This is a genomic window from Lederbergia citrea (assembly GCF_018343525.1).
In the GTDB taxonomy this organism is placed as follows: Bacteria; Bacillota; Bacilli; order Bacillales; family Bacillaceae_C; genus Lederbergia; species Lederbergia citrea.
The window spans coordinates 115,644-134,629 of sequence record NZ_JAGYPH010000002.1 but is presented as its reverse complement, the minus strand read 5'-3'; the positions used below and the strand labels follow the sequence as shown (position 1 = coordinate 134,629).

Annotated in this window: 16 protein-coding genes and 2 pseudogenes; 9 read left to right on the top strand and 9 right to left on the bottom strand. The window is 36.8% G+C overall.

What is annotated here, in order from left to right; genetic code table 11:
- The 3 genes from KHA88_RS09905 to KHA88_RS09895 are packed head-to-tail and all read right to left on the bottom strand — an operon-like array spanning position 1 to position 3,966.
- Positions 1-1,542, bottom strand: a complete 1,542-nt coding sequence (locus KHA88_RS09905) for a response regulator (protein ID WP_213121818.1) — start codon at positions 1,540-1,542, stop codon at positions 1-3.
- Positions 1,517-2,986, bottom strand: a complete 1,470-nt coding sequence (locus KHA88_RS09900) for a sensor histidine kinase (RefSeq protein WP_213098753.1) — start codon at positions 2,984-2,986, stop codon at positions 1,517-1,519. Before KHA88_RS09900 ends, KHA88_RS09905 begins: the two co-directional genes overlap by 26 nt.
- Positions 2,983-3,966, bottom strand: a complete 984-nt coding sequence (locus KHA88_RS09895) for a substrate-binding domain-containing protein (RefSeq protein ID WP_213121817.1) — start codon at positions 3,964-3,966, stop codon at positions 2,983-2,985. Before KHA88_RS09895 ends, KHA88_RS09900 begins: the two co-directional genes overlap by 4 nt.
- A 385-nt stretch (positions 3,967-4,351) precedes the next feature.
- On the opposite strand from KHA88_RS09895, the gene KHA88_RS09890 reads away from it, so the two are divergent.
- Entirely contained in the window at positions 4,352-5,479 is a 1,128-nt protein-coding gene (locus KHA88_RS09890) for a C39 family peptidase (RefSeq protein ID WP_213107526.1), read from the top strand.
- A 32-nt stretch (positions 5,480-5,511) separates the two neighbouring features.
- The gene (locus KHA88_RS09885; protein WP_213121816.1) at positions 5,512-5,916 is read left to right on the top strand and encodes a hypothetical protein; all 405 of its coding nucleotides are present in this window, start codon (positions 5,512-5,514) and stop codon (positions 5,914-5,916) included.
- 218 nt (positions 5,917-6,134) lie between these two features.
- On the opposite strand, the gene KHA88_RS09880 is transcribed toward KHA88_RS09885, so the two are convergent.
- Complete coding sequence (locus tag KHA88_RS09880) at positions 6,135-6,302, bottom strand: hypothetical protein (RefSeq protein ID WP_249313018.1); 168 nt, start codon at positions 6,300-6,302, stop codon at positions 6,135-6,137.
- 52 nt (positions 6,303-6,354) lie between these two features.
- Between KHA88_RS09880 and KHA88_RS09875 the strand changes: the two are divergent.
- The 3 genes and pseudogenes from KHA88_RS09875 to KHA88_RS09865 form a co-directional block, all read left to right on the top strand.
- Positions 6,355-6,495, top strand: a pseudogene (locus tag KHA88_RS09875) (MarR family transcriptional regulator); the annotation flags it as partial.
- A gap of 68 nt (positions 6,496-6,563) precedes the next feature.
- Positions 6,564-7,085 carry a spermidine/spermine N(1)-acetyltransferase gene (paiA, locus tag KHA88_RS09870; RefSeq protein ID WP_213121815.1) on the top strand — a complete coding sequence of 174 codons (522 nt, stop codon included), beginning with the start codon at positions 6,564-6,566 and terminating at the stop codon, positions 7,083-7,085.
- A gap of 13 nt (positions 7,086-7,098) precedes the next feature.
- Positions 7,099-7,710, top strand: a complete 612-nt coding sequence (locus tag KHA88_RS09865) for an FMN-binding negative transcriptional regulator (RefSeq protein WP_213121814.1) — start codon at positions 7,099-7,101, stop codon at positions 7,708-7,710.
- Between the two features lie 552 nt (positions 7,711-8,262).
- Here the strand turns inward: KHA88_RS09865 and KHA88_RS09860 are convergent.
- Both KHA88_RS09860 and KHA88_RS09855 read right to left on the bottom strand, forming a co-directional pair.
- Positions 8,263-9,603: a cyclic 2,3-diphosphoglycerate synthase gene (locus tag KHA88_RS09860; protein ID WP_213121813.1), complete on the bottom strand. Its 1,341-nt coding sequence runs from the start codon at positions 9,601-9,603 to the stop codon at positions 8,263-8,265.
- 183 nt (positions 9,604-9,786) lie between these two features.
- Positions 9,787-9,939: pseudogene (locus KHA88_RS09855) on the bottom strand (DnaD domain protein); the annotation flags it as partial.
- A 407-nt stretch (positions 9,940-10,346) separates the two neighbouring features.
- Between KHA88_RS09855 and yiaA the strand changes: the two are divergent.
- Complete coding sequence (gene yiaA / locus KHA88_RS09850; protein WP_213121812.1) at positions 10,347-10,817, top strand: inner membrane protein YiaA; 471 nt, start codon at positions 10,347-10,349, stop codon at positions 10,815-10,817.
- A gap of 223 nt (positions 10,818-11,040) precedes the next feature.
- Here the strand turns inward: yiaA and KHA88_RS09845 are convergent, their stop codons facing one another.
- The 3 genes from KHA88_RS09845 to KHA88_RS09835 form a co-directional block, all read right to left on the bottom strand.
- Positions 11,041-12,480: a glycoside hydrolase family 32 protein gene (locus KHA88_RS09845; RefSeq protein WP_213121811.1), complete on the bottom strand. Its 1,440-nt coding sequence runs from the start codon at positions 12,478-12,480 to the stop codon at positions 11,041-11,043.
- Positions 12,481-12,544: 64 nt separating this feature from the next.
- A complete protein-coding gene (locus KHA88_RS09840) occupies positions 12,545-13,948 on the bottom strand; it encodes a sucrose-specific PTS transporter subunit IIBC (RefSeq protein ID WP_213121810.1) in 1,404 nt (467 codons plus the stop codon).
- Between the two features lie 207 nt (positions 13,949-14,155).
- The gene (locus KHA88_RS09835) at positions 14,156-15,145 is read right to left on the bottom strand and encodes a LacI family DNA-binding transcriptional regulator (protein WP_213121809.1); all 990 of its coding nucleotides are present in this window, start codon (positions 15,143-15,145) and stop codon (positions 14,156-14,158) included.
- 319 nt (positions 15,146-15,464) lie between these two features.
- Between KHA88_RS09835 and KHA88_RS09830 the strand changes: the two genes are divergently transcribed.
- The 3 genes from KHA88_RS09830 (at position 15,465) to gntK (ending at position 18,973) form a co-directional block, all read left to right on the top strand.
- Positions 15,465-16,418 carry an SDR family NAD(P)-dependent oxidoreductase gene (locus KHA88_RS09830; RefSeq protein ID WP_213121808.1) on the top strand — a complete coding sequence of 318 codons (954 nt, stop codon included), beginning with the start codon at positions 15,465-15,467 and terminating at the stop codon, positions 16,416-16,418.
- A gap of 289 nt (positions 16,419-16,707) precedes the next feature.
- Positions 16,708-17,427: a GntR family transcriptional regulator gene (locus KHA88_RS09825; protein WP_213121807.1), complete on the top strand. Its 720-nt coding sequence runs from the start codon at positions 16,708-16,710 to the stop codon at positions 17,425-17,427.
- Between the two features lie 4 nt (positions 17,428-17,431).
- Positions 17,432-18,973 (top strand): gluconokinase, encoded by a 1,542-nt coding sequence (gntK, locus tag KHA88_RS09820; protein ID WP_213121806.1) that lies wholly within the window; start codon positions 17,432-17,434, stop codon positions 18,971-18,973.
- Positions 18,974-18,986: the final 13 nt, after the last annotated feature.

Genomic DNA, 18,986 nt, shown 5'->3' with positions numbered 1-18,986 from the left:
TTATACCTTTATTCCAAGCAATGATCTTCTATATTCTGTTGGCGAAGCACCATACATTTTTTTAAAAACCTTACTGAAATAATTGGGATCTTGATACCCAACATCATACGTAATTTCTTTTAAGCTTTTTTCAGGATTTAACATTAATTTCTTTGCTTTTTCTAAGCGGCATTCAGTCAAAAAGGCGATATAATTCACACCTAACTGTTCTTTAAAAAGCTTGCTTATATAAATTGGGCTTAGTTCAAACTTTTGTGCAATCCCGTCTAAGGAAATTTCTTTATGGGAGTGCTCAATGATGTAGTTCCTAATCTGTTTAATCGTGTCATCTTCTACTTGGTTTTGATAGTTGGTATAAGACTGCCACATCTGGTTAAGTAAATGATTCGTTTCAGTCCGTAATTGCCTGAAATCGTTTATTTGAAAAGAATACAAAGGAGTATCTGGTTCAACTCCGATTTCATTTAATACCCGAGAGGCAATCCAAAGCAGCTCTAAGACACGTTGCTGTGTTTCTATGAGAGGAACACCCTTATTCTCAAAAAAACCGATTAATTCAGATACCTCTTTCATGATTTCCCGCCATTGTCCGTTTCGAATTTGATCAAATAATTTATTTTCAAATTTTTTCGCATGATAACCATCTATCCTGGAGCCGGCGAGTGGTATATCTGAATAAAAGCGATATTTAACAGGAAGTGAGCTATCCCTCGTTCCAATCAGCGATTCCTGATAGGATTGTCGGATTTTGTCCAAGGAGTCGTAAACGTTACCAATTCCAACGAACCAGCCCGCCTTATCCTCTGTACTGGCTACAGATAAGATATCTCTTGCAAGAGCAATCGCTTGGGAGCGAAAAGACTCGCTATGTTGCCTAAATACGATAATTGGTATGAGGCGTCCATATAATGTACCTACCCACGCGCTTCCTATTTTTCTAACCCTTTGTTTAATTTCCGCATACAAGCGCTCTGAATCCTCCGGCAGTAAAATACTCATGACAAACTTTTCACTTGTCATCGGAGTTTGTAGCATGCCCACTAACTCATCTAAATGGATTTCGTGTACATGATCGAATAATAACTGTGTAACAACATCCGTTTCTACGATCGTTAAAGCTTTTTGCAATGCGTTTTTCTGAAGAATACGTTCTTGCTGTGACTCTTCTTCTTCTTTAATTTGACTGATTACTTTACGAACCGTTTGTACGACCTCACTAGCTTTACTAGGTTTCAGTAAATAGTCCTTCACACCTAGCTTCATCGCGGCTTTTGCATACTCGAATTCGGCATATGCAGAAATCATAATAAACTTGATAAGGGAATTCTTTTCATTTATTTTCTGGACGGCTTCAAGACCACTCATTCCAGGCATCTTAATATCCATTAATATCAAATCAGGCATAAATGACTCAGCCTTTTCTATAGCCATATTTCCGTTTTTTGCTTCATCTATCTTAATATCTGGAAAGTTTTTTAATAATATCGCTCGTAGGCCTTCCCTGACAATCTGCTCATCATCGACGATTAGGAGTCGCTTCATTTCCTTCCATTCTCCTCGTTTTTGGTATTTTTAAAATAACCTTTGTGCCGATTCCAAGTTTGCTTTCAATATCAAACACATCATTACAGCTGTAAAACAAACTTAAACGTTTGACCACATTATTTATACCGATTCCTGTGAAGTGACCTCTCGCCTCTTTCGTATTCACCTGAAGTATTTCTTTTACTTTCTCTTCTGTCATTCCCGGCCCATCATCTTCTATCTCTATTCTCACGTAATCGGCATCATCTTTCACACGAAAATATATACTTCCACCATTTTCCTTTGGTTCAATGGCATAGATCACGGCATTTTCCACAATCGGCTGCAATGTTAAACGAGGAATTTTCATCGCTAAACACGAATCATCAACCTCCATGTGAAAATGAAGTCGATCAGTAAACCTTGCATGTTGAATATCAATGTATTGCTTAAGAACTTGTACTTCTTCAAATAGCGCAGCAGAATTTTCTAATCTTTGAAGGTTATAACGCAAAAGTCCCGCAACACTCACTAAAAGATCACTTGTTTCTTCAGATCCTTCTAAATAAGCTTTTTTAGACAGTATGTCTAGTGTGTTATAAAGGAAATGAGGATTGATCTGACTTTGCAAACTACGAAGCTGACTCTCCTGTAAAAGCAGCTTACTTTCTTGAAGCTCATGTTCTAATTGGGCTTTCTGTTTTATTTCGGATAAATAGTTATTGATATTAATTCGCATTTTATCAAACATTTTTGCGAGAAAAGAGATTTCATCATCATTGGAGTCCACCTCTATTTTTAAATCAAATCGCCCCAATGATAACTCGTGTGCCGCTTCCGTCAGCTGATTGACCGGTCTTGTGATTCTTTTTGAAAACCAATGAGCCAATAACAGTACGAGCAATGTAATCAGCAGCAATAGCCAGATTCCAAGCATTCTCAATTCTCCCGAACTATCAATGATACTACGATAGAAACGATCATACGTTTTGAGTTCCGTGTCTATTAAAGTAAGCGTCATTTCAGAAATATATTTCGAGATACGACTCACTTCGGAAAAAGCACTCAAATAATCCTCCGTTTGTTGTCCCGTACGAGCCAAAACGGATTGGTTCGTTGTTTCAACAAGACTGTCGATTAAGTTTTCGTAATTTGTCAAAGCAGAGTCATTATCAATATTCCTAAATTTTGAAACTTCATCTTTTGTTCTTTGAATCTGAGCCATATTGAGTTTGAGCTCTTTTAAATTGGATTCTGTTGGGTCAATTAAGTAGTTATTAAGAGCAGCCACAATTTGCTGGCTTTCACTTGTCACTTCGTTCATGATTAAATAGCGTTCTAATATATCATTGTACTGGTTTTGCATTTTTTGATTATAGTAGGTCAGTGAAATCCAAATGGCTGCCATTATAAATAGGACAGCGATCACGAGCACTAGAATTTTTTTCTGAATACTGTTCATTTTACATCCGACGCCTTTACAACTCGAATATCAGTTCGATATCCATTTAAATCAAGTGTCACTTTCTCATTATTAAGCCATTTTAAAAGCAATTTCACACTCATCGTTCCCATCTCTTCTGGAGACTGCTCAATGATGCCATCAATCTTCCCCTGATTAAGTAATGATATTGATTCATAATCATCATCAAATGAATAAATATAATAACGCTCAATTTTCGATCTACTTTCAATCTCTTGGACCATAGCCGCTAGTATATCTGCATTAACGGTAATAAAAGCATCGATATTCGGATGCCGATTTAATACGTCTTTCGTTGTGGCAATGACTTGTTCCCTCGCATCTTGCATCTCTATATCAATCATTTGGATATTTGGATATTTTGTTAATACATCTTTAATTCCTTCCAATCGCTGTTTTTGAAAATATTGATATTGTTTGTCAATCATGATTGCTACTTCTCCTTCAGGAGAAGCCCCCATATCAGCGATTAGCTGTTCAGCTATCATCTTTCCAGCTAAGTATTGATCTGAACCAACATACGACTTCCTAAGACTATTCCCCATAGGAACATCGTTTGCTACCGTAATAATCGGTATCCCGTAAGAAGTAGCTTTTATATTTGTAAGGGTTTTAAATTCATCGGTGTCTAATCCCTGGACGATAATTCCATCCACTTGTGAATAGATAGCGATTTCAATTTTCTTTAAAAAGTCCTCTTTGTTGTTACCATAGCTTCCCCAAACTTCAAGACTAGCAGATTCCTTCTTTGCCTGTTCCATGGCAGCTTTTGCTACCTTGTCCCAAAAAGGTGTCTCTAGCTCCTGTGTAATCAACACAAGACGATGTTTCGTATTCACTTGTTCTGCTGCGCGCGGGAGCTCCCAATCAGATTTAAACACCTTACTCCAAGATACGATCGTATAATAAAAAAGGACGACACAAACGAAACTAAGTAGAATGATAGCTAATTTACGCAAGAGATGTATCACCCTTTCCTCCTACAACTTTATATTCATTTTAGCATAAATCAAGGAATGTATTTTTCTAAGTTTATATCTAGTATAAACAGAGACTGGGCAACCGAAAAAGCACCAAAGACAACGATTTTTACTTTGGTGATTGAATCCACAGGACTTTTGAGACGTAAAATAAAACCTCACAAAAAATCAAATTGAGTAAGTAACCGACCAGAGAAAGAATCCCTACTACTATTATACAAGGAAGCATTTGGCTAGGATTAAAAAGCAAATATGAATTGGTTGAGATAAGAAATATTTGTCGAGAGATATTATATCCATAATAGGAATATTGGTGGTATATTTATCCAGAAAAGTATTAATAATGAAAAAAGGGGGCTAATCAATGAAAATGAAATCGTTAAAATCAATTTTACTAGTTTCAATCTTGACCCTAGGTATTTCATCGCCTGCTCTTGCAACCGCCAAACCCATTAACCCGGACCGTGATTGGGAAGCTTTAATTAGAGATAGCGCTTTAAATGAATGGGAAGCATTAGTCACAGAGAGTGTTGAAAATTATGTAAATTTAAAAATCGAAAATGGCTTTTCTAAGTTAGAAAACTACAAGATAGGAAAAATCATTGAACTAAATAACGATATCGAGAATAGCAATAAATACTATGTTTCAGTAATCAGCGATCAAAATGAAACACTGGGCTACTCTGTAGTCGATGGTAACAATAGCTACGAAGTTATTGAATTTGGTTTAGGTGATGTAGAGCCAATTACAGATGAAAACAAAGATTATTATTATACGGGACCACTTTCATATGCGTTAGATTTGGAAAACGGCTATGTATCTGATTTACAGACAGAACAAGAGTTTAGCAAAGATGAATTAATTAGTGAGATGTCCTCTGTAACCCCTGAACAGAATGATGATACAATAGATGAAATTACACCTATGGCTATTACAAACTATGAATATAAATACATCTCTGGGGTACCTGATTATCAACAAAATGATAATACTTCAATGGAAGAGGATTGTGTCCCTACAGCATCTGCTAATATAGCAATGTATTGGGATGCTAAGGGTTATCCTAATATGGTTCCTTCAAACAATTGGAAAACAGCAGCTAATAGATTTGGTGTTTTGATGAAACATAATAATAAAACTGGTGTTACTAGTTCTGATGTTACGCCTGGTTTTAGAGCTTATTTAAAAGAACGCGGCCAAACAAATTTTACAGTAAGTCGTGATATATTTCCTTCTTTTACAGATGTTAGAAATATTACAAAAAGGAATCACCCTTCTCTATTAAGATTAGATAATTATAAAACAATTGACCCTAAAGCTAAGGGGGGTCATATGGTAACATTAGTAGGTTTTGAAAGGTATTATGACACCTCAGCCCTCCGATGGTATCAACAATTTATCGTACACGACAACTGGGATAGAACCGGTAAAATGGTATGGCTAAAGTGGGAAAAGGAACCTGTCACAGATATCTGGGAAATTGCCAATTAATGTTTGATTATAAGCATAGGAGAATTAACTGAATGAATATCCCAAAATTTCTGTATCCATTTATCGTGTTGTTATTATTTTCATCGGGTTGCTCAGAAAAAACGTTAACATTTAATGAATTGTACGATGGTGATCTAAGCAAAGTTGAAATGATTACTATTTTAGACGGTTCAACAGGTTATAATAGAAAATTAACCAATAAAGATGATATTGCAGACTTCTTAGAAGAGCTTAGTCATGTTACTTTTACAATTACTAATATAGACACAAGGGAACTTAACGGAATGTTATTCGGAGTAGGATTCCATGAAACAAACTCTATAAACCCTGATTTTGTCATGACTACAAATATTGTTGATGATAAAGTATTTGAAGCGGATACCGATCTTGCGATTATTTTTGAAAAGTACTATGAAAAGGGCGAGAGCGATAATTAATTTTAAAACTGATTTAAAAAATCCCAAAAGTTGATGGTATTGCCCGTCCGCAATTCACACTATTTTTCTCCCTATTATATTTAAAAAGACTAGCAATGATGTGCATCCCAAAAGACCAATTCTAACTTTTGGGGAGACATCACTATTGCTAGTCCTTTTCTCATTATTTTATTATCATACAAGCTTATGCTCTTCAATAAAATCTTTTAAAATATCGCTTAAATTCGGGCACTAATTTCATCTAAATCATAGTGTACACGTGTGCACGGTTTATTGATTGAAATGACGCCTGTTAAGTCGATTGGTGTACCAATGATTACAGCATCACAGTCAGCATTATTAATCCTTTCTTCAAGATCTTTCAGTTGCTGTTCGCCGTATCCCATCGCTGGTAGGACGTTTCCAATATGTTAGACAATGATTCATCGAACAACAGCAAATTGTGCTATCAGAAAGCCCTTTCCTACAGAGAAAGGGGAAAATGATTATTCCAATATCGTTGCATTAGAAGGATTTTCCCAAACAGAAGCAGAAATCATTTACAATCTGCTTCAAAGAGTAAGCACAAATATAGAATAGGACTGGGAATTTGCAAAAAAAAGGAAACAGGAGAAATTATTGATTATATAAAGGAGCGACATATTTAAATGAATATAAATATAAAAAAGTGTACCCTTGAAGATTTACGCAAACTTCAAGAAATTAGTTATGAAACATTTAATGAGACATTTAAGCATCAGAATTCACCCGAAAATATGAATGCCTATTTGGAAAGGGCATTTAACTTAAAACAATTAGAAAGAGAATTATCCAATATTTCTTCGCTTTTCTTTTTTGTTTATTTTAATAATGAAGTCGCTGGATATTTAAAGGTAAATACCAATGATGCTCAGTCTGAAAAAATGGGCGATGAATCACTTGAAATCGAAAGGATTTATATATGGAGCAAATTTCAAAAACATGGGCTCGGCAAATATCTGCTAAATAAAGCTATGGAAATAGCTATGAAGGATAATAAAAGGAAGATCTGGCTAGGTGTATGGGAAAAGAATGAGAATGCTATTGCCTTTTATAAGAAAATGGGGTTCGTTCAAACTGGAGCCCACTCTTTTTATATGGGTGATGAAGAACAAATAGACTTTATAATGATCAAAACACTCAAATTTTGAAAGGGGGATTATTATGTATATACCTAAACAATTTAAAATTGATGATGAAGAAGTAATTTATGATTTTATCGAAAAATATGGCTTTGCAACCTTATTTTCTAAGCATAAAGGAGAACCCTATGCTACTCATCTGCCACTGATGTTAAATAAATCCGAAAACTCTTTATATGGTCATCTTGCACGTTCGAACGAACAATGGAAGGATGCTGAAAACCAACAAGTCCTTGCAGTTTTCCAAGGTCCCCACTGTTATATTTCACCTTCTTGGTACGAAACAACTAAAGCAGTACCTACTTGGAATTACGTGTCTATCCATTTATATGGAAAAATGGAGATTGTCGAAGATAGAGAAGTAATATTCGATAATTTAAATGACTTGGTAAATAAATATGAACGCCCTGATAGTCCATACAATATAAATGATGTTGATCCCAGTTTTATCGAGGGAATGAGTAAAGGAATTGTAGCGTTCAGAATAAAAATCACTAAAATTGAAGCTAAAGCTAAATTAAGCCAAAATCACCCTGTGGAACGACAGGAATTAATTATTAATCATCTAGAAGACACTTCTCAACAAGATAATATACAAGTAGCATCTCTTATGAAGAAAAATCTACAAAAATAAATTATATTCGACTTTTCTCTGGTTCAACCAATGTGGTAGATTTGCTTAAAATGTAGAAGCTATTATTCAACTTTAAAATAAATAAAAAAGGCGTCATTATGTCGAATAACCGACGGCAAGGACGCGCTTTTGTATCTCTTTTTGGAGATAAATAACACTAATTTTAAAAGTTTCTTTGCAAATCGATTTCTAAAAAGTCCCTAAACACCCTATGAAGACTTGGTTACCAATTCATCATCTAGCCCTGAACTCATGAACACTTCATGATTCCCATCTTTTCATATTTTCACCGATTACTGTACTCATGAACGCTTTAAAAGAAAACAATGTGCATTTACTAGGCTTAACATTAGTAATTTTTTCCATGTAAGGTAACTTTATATTAATAACAGGCAGAAAAAACGGCGCAGGTTGGTGAACAACCATCATTTTTCCTTTAAATCTTCACTTGTTTTACAAAATAAAATAGATCAATGCTAACTTTCTTCGACACCGACATAGAAAAAGACTAGCAACTAATACGTCGCTAGTCTCTTTCTAATTATTTGAGCATCACACTAGCTTATGCTCTTTAATAAAATCTTTTAATATATTGCTTAAATTCGAATCACCAATTTCATCTAAATCATAGTGTACACGTGTACACGGTTTATTAATCGAAATGACGCGCGTTAAATCGATTGGTGTACCAATGATCACTGCATCACAGTCGGCATTATTAATTGTTTCTTCAAGATCTTTCAATTGCTGTTCGCCGTAACCCATCGCCGGAAGGACGTTTCCAATATGTTGGTATTTGTTAAAGGTTTCTTTTAATGTACCTACCGCAAATGGACGTGCGTCGATGATTTCCTTCGCACCCAAACGTTCAGCCGCAACGATACCCGCGCCAAGTTTCATCTCTCCATGTGTCAACGTCGGACCATCTTCAACAACTAACACGCGTTTTCCAACTATACTTTCCGGCTGATCGACGGTAATCTTTGATTCAGCTTTAATAATTTTGCTGTTTGGATTTGCGAATTTTATATTATTTTCTACGGTTTGAACAGCTTCCTCTGCTGCGCTATCCACTTTGTTAATGATGGCGACATCAGTTGTTCTTAGGCATACTTCGCCAGGGTAGTATTTCAGCTCATGACCTGGGCGATGCGGATCCAAGACAGTAACAGCTAAGTCAGGCTCGAAGAAAGAGAAATCATTATTTCCCCCGTCCCATAAAATTACGTCACAGCCATCCGGATCATTTTCAGCGGCTGCCAAAATATCCGCATAATCAACGCCAGCATATATAATATTTCCACGTGCCACATGTGGCTCATATTCTTCCATTTCCTCAATTGTACAATGATGTTTCTTTAAATCGTCCACTGTCGCAAAGCGCTGAACACGCTGTGCGTTTAAGTCGCCATAAGGCATTGGATGTCTCACTGCAACAACCTTTAAATCATGCTCAAGCAGCGTTTCAATAATTTTTCTTGATGTTTGGCTTTTTCCAGTTCCAGTTCTTACTGCGCAAACAGAAATGACCGGCTTATTACTTTTTAACATCGTGCTCTTTGGACCTAGCAATGTGAAGTTAGCACCCGCTGCATTCACGATCGCACCCACACCCATCACAGCTTCGTAACTAACATCACTATACGCAAAAACACATTCATCCACTTGTAACTCTTTAATCAACTCTGGTAATTGATCTTGTGAATAAATAGGAATCCCTTCTGGATATAGTTCGCCCGCTAATTCACTTGGATATTTACGTCCATCAATATCTGGAATCTGTGCTGCTGTAAAAGCAACAACATTATATGCTTCATTACCGCGATAATATGTATTAAAGTTGTGAAAATCTCTTCCTGCCGCACCGATTATAATAATATTTTTTCTTTCCATGGTAATCTCCCCTATAATTACGAATGAATTATTTCTGTTATTATAATTATAACTCTTTATGTATATTAATACAATATATTTTTTAAGAATGATAAAAATATGGAAAAAATAGTTGTTCAGGATAAATTGAGCGCGGGTCCATTGCCCCTAGAATCGAAAAAATAGTAGTCACGGGAAATCGAGCATTTGCTTCTTCGTGATCGTGTAGATGCCAATTTGTCTCGTATTGCTATTCGTCAACAAATAAAGAAAAACATACTTATCCTCCGGGGTCATTTCTTCCACCACCTTCGGATCATCCCAAAACTGAGTGTAAATCACGCGATACTTTGCCATTGTTCATCTCCTTTTCTTTTCTGAAAATAAACCGCTTCATCTTTCATATATCGATTAAGACGAGAATTGGACACCTTGTTTTAGAAAAATCTTTTTGAAACGCAAAAAAGAGCGTCCTATTGCCGATATATCGACGAAAGGACGCCCTTCTAAAATATGGTGGAAGGAATAGATTATAAGATAATAGCTAAACAGCTAAATTAATTCGGTCTTATAATAAATCCCCATGCCCACTTCCCTTAATAAACCAGCTTATTAGAATACTAATGATCGGAAACCCCAATGGAGATTAGGAAAAATTTTCTGTTATTTGTAAGAAAATTCTATATAATGGATTAAGATAGGGGCAATAAAGTGTATGTAGTGTGTCGTTTTTATTAGATAAAAAAATGGAGGCGAAACATTCAATGTCAAATGATAATGAGATTTTATTAGATAAAGGAAAACAAAATGATTTAAAATTGAAAGCAGTAAGGAAAGAGGGAGAACCAACTCCAGCTTTCAAAGGGGCTTCTTGGGCAGCGCTATTAGTAGGTGTTACGGCTTATCTCATAGGTTTGTATAACGCAACGATGCAATTAAACGAAAAAGGTTATTATTTTGCAGTTTTAGTATTCGGGCTTTATTCAGCGGTATCTTTACAAAAAGCAGTAAGAGATAAAGAGGAGGGAATACCAGTTACTAATATTTATTATGGCATTAGTTGGTTTGCACTTATTGTATCAATTTCATTAATGGTTATCGGTTTATACAATGCAGGAAGTATTGATTTAAGTGAAAAGGGATTTTATGGCATGGCATTTGTTCTTAGTTTGTTTGCAGCCATTACGGTTCAAAAGAATATTAGAGATGCACAGAGGGCAAGAGATAGAGATTAAGTTATTTTCAGTTGATTTGGTAGGGTCTTCATCTCCTCGCTTTGTTATTGAATAATGATGATCCTATCTATTGGTAATTGATTTGCGCTAGCTCTCTTATTTTAAGCCTACCGAAGTAAAAATTAAAAAGCCTCATTTAGATATGATGCGGATTACGCAAATAATCTAATGAGGCTTTGAAATATTAAGATGGTTGAAGTAAAATTACTCTCATAATTTACACTTAACCCAGATTCCACTTGGTCAATCTAAATTCTGCTTCTCCGTGAAAGATAATGGTTTCATCCTTTGGATTTGGAAAATAACGAGCAGTAAAAACCTCTTCGCCGTCATTAATGAAAATCTCTAAGGAGGAATGGTCCATAAAGATATGAAGCTTGGACACAGAAGATATTTTGCAGGTTCTTGTTTCTAAAGCACCCGTCTTTAAATGTCTCCTTTGCAAACTGATTTCTTTTTTATCCAAATCAAAGCTTAGGTGCGCTTCGCCTCGGAAAGAGATTTGAAATTTTCCGGCTTTCACTTTTAATAAATCCAGCAGTAATTCGGATGATAGCCCATTTACTCCATCAAATTGGACATGATTTCCTTCCATTTTATCAACTTTCGCTACTACCTTATCTTTTCGGAGCTTTTGTAATTCCTCAACCGGCCTTTGATAAATTTTACCTTCTCTAAGCTCCAATTCTCTTGGAATCGTTAAGGCATGCACCCAATTATTCGATATTGTCGGTTGGTATGATTCCTTTTCGTCTGTCATTCCCATCCAGCCATAAAGAATCGTTCTCCCCAATTCATCGGTGAAGGTTTGCGGAGCATAGAAGTCAAAGCCGCGGTCCAACTCCGTAAAAGAGCCATGCTGAAAGTTAAGAGTTTCATAGTCTAATTTTCCAATGAAATACCCTGATTGGAATAAATTATTATATAAATACCCGTATGGTTCCAATCCCTGTGGCGAAAACAATAATATATCTTTACCATCTAAATGAATAAGGTCTGGGCATTCCCACATATAGCCAAAATCGTCCATGCCATTCATTCCTGACCCAGCAATACTCCCTAATTCATTCCAATGATATAAATCCACTGAAGTAAATAAAACAGCGGTTCCCTTTTCATCCAAGGTCTGAGCACCGACAATCATATACCAGCTGTCACCTTTTTTCCAAACCTTTGGATCGCGAAAATGGGCTGTATACCTTTCCGGTAGCCTTAATATCGGACCGTGTTTTTCAAAATGAATTCCATCTGAAGAAACCGCAAGACATTGATACGTTTCTCTTGTCCCGTCTTCTTTCTTTACATTCCCTGTGTAAAAGAGATAGAGCTTTCCATCCGATTCAACCGCACTTCCCGAATAACAGCCGTTTTTTTCATACCATTCACTCGGGGCCAATGCAATCGGTTCCTCTTGCCAATGAACCATATCCTTGGAAGAATAATGCCCCCAAAATTTGGCTCCATGGGCCGTTTCAAACGGATTCCACTGATAAAATACATGGTAGACCCCTTGATATTGAATTAAACCATTTGGATCATTTAACAATCCAACTGGCGGCATTATATGATAATTTAGCCGGTAAGGATCATTTAAAACCTTGTCCTGATATTTTTTTACTTCATTATGCGCTTTTTGAATAAGGAGACCTTCTTTTTCTCTCATAGCAGCCCCTCCTCGATATGTTTTATAAAAAGAAAAGGCAAATTCAATTTGCCTTTTACCCCTTTTATTGTTCAATTTCTTTCTTTACCTTATCTGAAAAGCCGAACATCCAAGTCAGAATGAATGCAACCGCAATCGCAATGACGTTTACTAAAATATATTGTAAAATCTGTCCATTTAAATAAAGCAGAGTACCAGGAATTACTGTAACTGCCATACCTGTTGCCTTAAGTCCAAGGATGGAAGCCGTAAATCCACCTGCAGCACCACCAATAAGTGCCATAATGAATGGCTTACCATAACGGAGGTTAACCCCGAAAATAGCTGGTTCCGTGATTCCTAAAAATGCTGAGAAAGATGATGGCAGGGCCAGTGCTTTTAATTTTGCGGATTTTGTCTTTAAACCGACAGCTAGAGCTGCCCCGCCCTGTGCAGCAACCGAGCACGTGATAATTGCGTTGTACGGGTTATTTTTGAACTCAGCCAACAGTTGAATCTCTAACATGTTGAAAACATGGTGAACACCTGTGATCACAATAAGCTGATTCAGGCCGCCAATTAATAAACCGCTAATTCCGAATGGCCATGAAAGAACCTTTGTAGCAACAGATAGTATTCCTGTTTCAACAGTATGAAAGATTGGTCCAATGATTAATAAAGAGACAGTAATCATGACTAGGAGAGTAAGAAAAGGTGTGGTAATTAAATCCAAAGATTCAGGCACACGTTTTCTTATTGCTCTTTCAAGTTTCGCACCTAAAATTCCGGCAATAAACGCTGGTATGACAGAGCCTTGATAACCAACTACTGGAATAAAGCCGAGGAAGCGAAGCGCCTCTGCATCACCGCCAGCAACAGCGTATGCATTTGGCAAGGCGGGCGAAACAAGCATTAGTCCAAGAATTAATCCAATAATCGGTGTTCCTCCAAAAACTCTAAAAGTTGACCAGGCAACAAGAGCCGGCAGGAATACAAATGCTGTATCTGTTAATACCTGTGTAAATAATAAAAAGTTTTGTGATATATCATCCGGCGTCATGCCAAATAAGGATAATATTTGTTCCTGCATGACCAAGCCGCGAAGCCCCATAAATAGTCCAGTGGCTACCAGGACCGGGATAATGGGAACGAATACATCCCCAAAGGTTCGAATCGCTCGTTGAAATGTAGACCCGCTTTTTATTGCTTCTTTTTTCTGATCAGAAGCGGAATTCGTATCAAGACCAAGATTGGATACTTCTTCATAAATTTTATTTACAGTACCGGTACCAAAGATAATCTGGTATTGCCCGGAATTAAAGAAAGCTCCTTTTACTTTGCCAATTTCCTCTACTTGCTCCTGATTGATTTTTTCTTTATCATTGACCATGATTCGCAGTCTGGTTGCGCAATGGGCCACCGATTGAATATTCTCTCTTCCCCCGACAGCTTCAATCACATCTTCAGCAATTTTGCGATTTTCTGACATTTCTTATTCACCCCTGTTTTAAATGTGGAATCGATTCCCTATAATCTAAAAAAATAAATTTGAAAGTTATTCTACAATGGCGTAGGAACAGTTCAACAAGATTTTTTTTAAATAATAACCTTTGAATATGAGCAATATCCTGGTATGGAATCGATTCCCTATATAACAAAAAATATAAATATTTTTGTGGAATCGATTACACACCCATTATATACTGGACCGTTCGAGAAGTCTATACTTAATTTTTCTAATTATTTCATGGTCATTTTCCCCATTTATTTGCTCTAATAATAAACCAGCCGCCTCACGTCCCGCATCTTTCATTGAAAATTCAATAGTGGTTAAGGGTGGGGAAATAAATCTGGAAAGCTCTGAAGCACCCATTCCGGCTACCGCGATATCATCTGGTATAGACAGCCCCGTTTCTTTGATATATTGTAAAGCTCCAATAGCAAGCCGGTCTGTCACGGCAAGTACAGCTGTAGGCTTTCGTTTGGAAGTATCCATGATTAATTTCATGCATTCATAACCCGAATCCACATCAAATATTCCTTTTTGAACCCAGCTTTCCTCTACAGGTAAATGCTTTTCTTTCATTGCATCTAAAAACCCTAATTTCCGCAAATATCCAACGGAACGGTCTTCTTCGTCTACTCCGATAAATGCAATGTTTTTATACCCTTTTTTTATCAATAAATGAACCATATCTTTGGAAGCCTGATAATCATCAAAGATTACATTGGCCAATCCTGGTATATGTTGTCCAACCGTTACAAAGGGGATTTTTAACTGATAAATTTCTTCCACTAATGGGCTGTTAATATTGGTTGCTGATAGAATAATCCCATCGACATGTCTACTTTTCAAGAGCCTTAAATATTCTATCTCCTTTTCAGGATCCAGGTTTGTATTGGCAAGAAGGATTTGATAACCTTCTTTAGCGAATATTTCGTCCAGTCCCTTTACAAGCCGGCTGGATGTTTCAGTGCTAATTTTAGGAAGAATGACACCGATTACTTTTGTTTTTTTAGTCCGTAACGATTTAGCGTTTTCACTTGGTACATACCCTGTCTCTTCGATTACTTTTAATACTCTTCTTTTTACTTCCTCACTAACGTAACCTGAATGATTTATAACTCTTGAAACAGTTGTCCGTGAAACATTCGCCCTTTGAGCTATTTCGTTAATTGTTATCATGAATGATCCTCCCGGGCAGAAAAATTTGTCATACACCATTTTACATTAATTATCTTAAAAGAAAATAGATGATACAAATATAAGGGCATCATTGCGGACTTTTAACTCGATTGCTTCCTCTTGGTCCAAGGACGATTAAAATTGTTTTTATTCCAAGATTCGACATTTTCTAATCCCCCTTCATGGTAATATATTCATATTACTTATTACTTATATAGAAGTTCTCAGTTTATTAATTCAATATGAGCGTGACCGCCGTAAAAATGCGTAAGCAGAAAATATGGATGGCCCAAATATGGGCAAAAAAAGGAGGTTCGTGATGAAAGAAAAATTTGTTATTATTACGGGAGCCAATTCCGGGATTGGTCAAGCGGCAGCCCTTAAATTTGCCTCAGAAGGTTATCATGTAATCATGGCTTGCCGCAATATGGGGATTAGTACAGACGTACAAAAAGACATCATTGATATCACAAAAAATAAAAATGTAGATCTGATGGAGCTTGATGTTTCTTCTTTTGATTCTATTCGTTCATTTTGTACAGCTTTTACATCCAAATACCCGCGGTTAGACATCCTTATACATAACGCCGCCTACTTAAACCACGGTGAAAAAGAATATAAACTTAGTCCCGAGCATATCGAATTGTCTTTCGCAACAAATACATTCGGTCCTTTTTTAATGACCCGTTTATTGGCAGATCATCTTGCAAAATCACCAGATCCCAGAATCCTCCATGCTTGTACGACGAACATCAAAAATTTCTTCGACCCGAAAAGAAAGGTCGAGTTCGACAATTTGCGCGGAGAACTAAAGGACACACGGCCTTATAGCACTTATAAGATGTATGGAGACTCGAAAATGGCGTTATTGATCCTAACCTTCAAAATGGCAGAAGAATATAAAAGTAGGGGAATTAAAGTCAACGCCCTGCAAATTAACCGCGTAAAGCTCTCAAAAGAGACAATTAACAAAATGCATTCTGTTTGGAGAGTGTTTGCAAGGTTACAAAACCTTACCAATCCTTTACCATCGGGCATGGCGGATAACTACTTCCAGATTTGTACTTCAGACCAATTTAAGAATGTTACAGGCCAACTAATCAATCATAAGTTAGAGATTGTTAAACCATCAACATCCGAAAAAGGCTTTACACAATTGAAGAACATATTCGGTTCAAGCAGCTATCCTAGTTACGCAACAAATCCTCAAAATGTTGAACAGATCTGGAGGTTAAGCACCACGCTCACCGAAGAAACCCCTCAAAATTTTTAACCTTACTACATTTGACTTAGCTATTCAAGACCCTTGGGCTAGATTCTAAACTGGGTTCCTACCGTTTAAGGTATGGTACTTATGTTGAAGAATTCTAGCCTTTCCTTAATTATTCAGTCTATATTATCTAAGCAACCATTTTGATAGATTCCACTAAAATTCCCTTAATACTCTAATCCCAAACAAAATTCGAAATCTATTTATATTTTAATAAAAGCGGTTGCATTATTTGTAATTTTAATTATATACTTGTATACAAGTATACAGAAAAATTAAAGTAGGTGATTGTATGACCGAATCTAAGGAGTTTCTATATCCCGAAAAATGGCTATCAAAAGTTTCAGCAGGAGACCGTGTAGCTTACGAGCTTAGAATGCGAATTATTTCTGGAATCATTCAAGACGGAACCATCCTTTCAGAAAATAAATTATCTGCAGAATTTGCAGTGAGCCGGTCACCCATTCGAGAAGCGTTAAAAACACTGGCATCTGAAAAAATCATTCGATTAGAAAGAATGGGTGCCGTTGTTATTGGTTTAACAGAAAAAGAATATGCTGAAATTTATGATGTACGGATCCTTATCGAAACGTTTGTATTTGAACGCCTTGTAAGGACGGACACAAGTGACTTAGTAAAAGAACTTAGTAAAATTCTTGAAATGATGAAAGTGGCTATTAAATATAGCGATGCTGATGAGTTTTCCTATCAAGATGTCCTATTTCACGAAACGATTATTCGGTCTATCAGTCATTCCTACATCCTGATGATTTGGGATAATTTAAAACCTGTCATGGAAAGTATGATTCTTCTGTCTATGCGCAGTCGTTTTATTGAAAAGTATGATGACTTTGCACGAATCATCAATAATCATCAACTTTATATTGATGCCATTCAAACAAAAGATCGAGAGCTTATGATTAAGTCGTTACACCAAAACTTTGATGATGTTCAAGAGAAAGTGGAAGACTTTTGGATGTCGCAAAAAATGCTTTCAAACGGGGGCGAATGAACAAATGACTAGCTACATGTTAGGTATAGACATTGGTACAACCAGCACAAAGGCTGTTTTATTTACGGAGAAAGGCGATGTCATTCAATTGGAGAATGTCGGTTACCCGCTTTACACTCCAGATATGATGGCAGCTGAACAGGATCCTGAAGAAATCTTTCAGGCAGTCTTACAAGCTGTTTCAAATATAACGAAAAAGCATACAGATAAGGAACTATCATTTATTTCGTTTAGCAGTGCAATGCACAGTGTCATTGCCATGGATGAAAATGACGATCCGCTGACCGCTTGTATCACCTGGGCGGATAATCGGAGTGAAGCATGGGCGCAGAAAATTAAGAAAGAATTAAACGGGCATGAAGTTTACAAACGAACAGGAACACCTATTCACCCCATGTCACCACTATCAAAAATTACCTGGATTGTGAATGATCGCCCCGAGATCGCAACCAAAGCTAAAAAATATATCGGGATTAAGGAATATATTTTTAAAAAGTTCTTTAACCAATATGTTGTCGACCATTCTCTGGCCTCATGCATGGGGATGATGAATCTGAAAAAACTAGATTGGGATGAAGAAGCCCTAAGAATTGCTGGTATTACACGTGATCAATTATCAAAACTCGTACCAACTACTAAGATTTTTACTAACTGTGATCCGGTTTTAGCCAACCAGATTGGGATCGATCCGCAAACTCCCTTTGTTATTGGAGCAAGTGATGGAGTCCTTTCGAATCTAGGTGTAAACGCTATCCGCAAAGGAGAAATCGCTGTCACGATTGGGACAAGCGGTGCAATCCGAACGATCATCGACGAGCCGCAAACAGATAAAAAAGGAAGAATCTTTTGTTACGCCTTGACGGAAAAACATTGGGTGATTGGCGGTCCGGTTAATAATGGCGGAATGGTCCTCCGTTGGATCCGCGATGAAATCGCTTCTTCAGAGGTAGAAACAGCCAAAAGACTCGGAATCGATCCTTATGAAGTCTTAACCAAGATTGCTGAACGTGTACGACCAGGTGCTGATGGATTGTTATTCCATCCATATCTCGCGGGGGAACGTGCGCCATTATGGAATCCAGACGTGCGTGGTTCATTCTTTGGTTTAACCTTGTCACATAAAAAAGAACATATGATTCGAGCCGCTCTAGAAGGTGTCATATTCAATTTATACACCGTATTTTTAGCCTTAACCGAATGCATGGACGGCCCTGTTACCCGAATTCAAGCTACGGGAGGATTCGCAAGGTCGGATGTTTGGAGACAAATGATGTCCGATATATTCGAATCTGAAGTAGTGGTTCCAGAAAGCTATGAAAGTTCGTGCCTTGGTGCTTGTATTCTAGGATTATATGCAACTGGAAAAATTGATTCCTTTGATATCGTTTCTGACATGATTGGTAATACCTATAGGCACGCACCTAAAGAAGAAGCCGTAAAAGAATATCGACAATTGTTGCCGATTTTTATTAACCTCTCAAGAGTACTAGAAAACGAATATACACAGATTGCTACTTATCAAAGAAGCTTAAACACAACTAGATAATCAGGAGGATTTA

Excerpts from the sequence above, each read along its gene's own strand:
- KHA88_RS09905 (WP_213121818.1), bottom strand. The coding sequence starts at position 1,542 with ATGAAGCGACTCCTAATCGTCGATGATGAGCAGATTGTCAGGGAAGGC.
- KHA88_RS09900 (WP_213098753.1), bottom strand. The coding sequence starts at position 2,986 with ATGAACAGTATTCAGAAAAAAATTCTAGTGCTCGTGATCGCTGTCCTA.
- KHA88_RS09890 (WP_213107526.1), top strand. The coding sequence starts at position 4,352 with ATGAAAATGAAATCGTTAAAATCAATTTTACTAGTTTCAATCTTGACC.
- KHA88_RS09885 (WP_213121816.1), top strand. The coding sequence starts at position 5,512 with ATGAATATCCCAAAATTTCTGTATCCATTTATCGTGTTGTTATTATTT.
- KHA88_RS09880 (WP_249313018.1), bottom strand. The coding sequence starts at position 6,302 with ATGGGATACGGCGAACAGCAACTGAAAGATCTTGAAGAAAGGATTAAT.
- paiA (WP_213121815.1), top strand. The coding sequence starts at position 6,564 with ATGAATATAAATATAAAAAAGTGTACCCTTGAAGATTTACGCAAACTT.
- KHA88_RS09865 (WP_213121814.1), top strand. The coding sequence starts at position 7,099 with ATGTATATACCTAAACAATTTAAAATTGATGATGAAGAAGTAATTTAT.
- KHA88_RS09860 (WP_213121813.1), bottom strand. The coding sequence starts at position 9,603 with ATGGAAAGAAAAAATATTATTATAATCGGTGCGGCAGGAAGAGATTTT.
- yiaA (WP_213121812.1), top strand. The coding sequence starts at position 10,347 with ATGTCAAATGATAATGAGATTTTATTAGATAAAGGAAAACAAAATGAT.
- KHA88_RS09845 (WP_213121811.1), bottom strand. The coding sequence starts at position 12,480 with ATGAGAGAAAAAGAAGGTCTCCTTATTCAAAAAGCGCATAATGAAGTA.
- KHA88_RS09840 (WP_213121810.1), bottom strand. The coding sequence starts at position 13,948 with ATGTCAGAAAATCGCAAAATTGCTGAAGATGTGATTGAAGCTGTCGGG.
- KHA88_RS09835 (WP_213121809.1), bottom strand. The coding sequence starts at position 15,145 with ATGATAACAATTAACGAAATAGCTCAAAGGGCGAATGTTTCACGGACA.
- KHA88_RS09830 (WP_213121808.1), top strand. The coding sequence starts at position 15,465 with ATGAAAGAAAAATTTGTTATTATTACGGGAGCCAATTCCGGGATTGGT.
- KHA88_RS09825 (WP_213121807.1), top strand. The coding sequence starts at position 16,708 with ATGACCGAATCTAAGGAGTTTCTATATCCCGAAAAATGGCTATCAAAA.
- gntK (WP_213121806.1), top strand. The coding sequence starts at position 17,432 with ATGACTAGCTACATGTTAGGTATAGACATTGGTACAACCAGCACAAAG.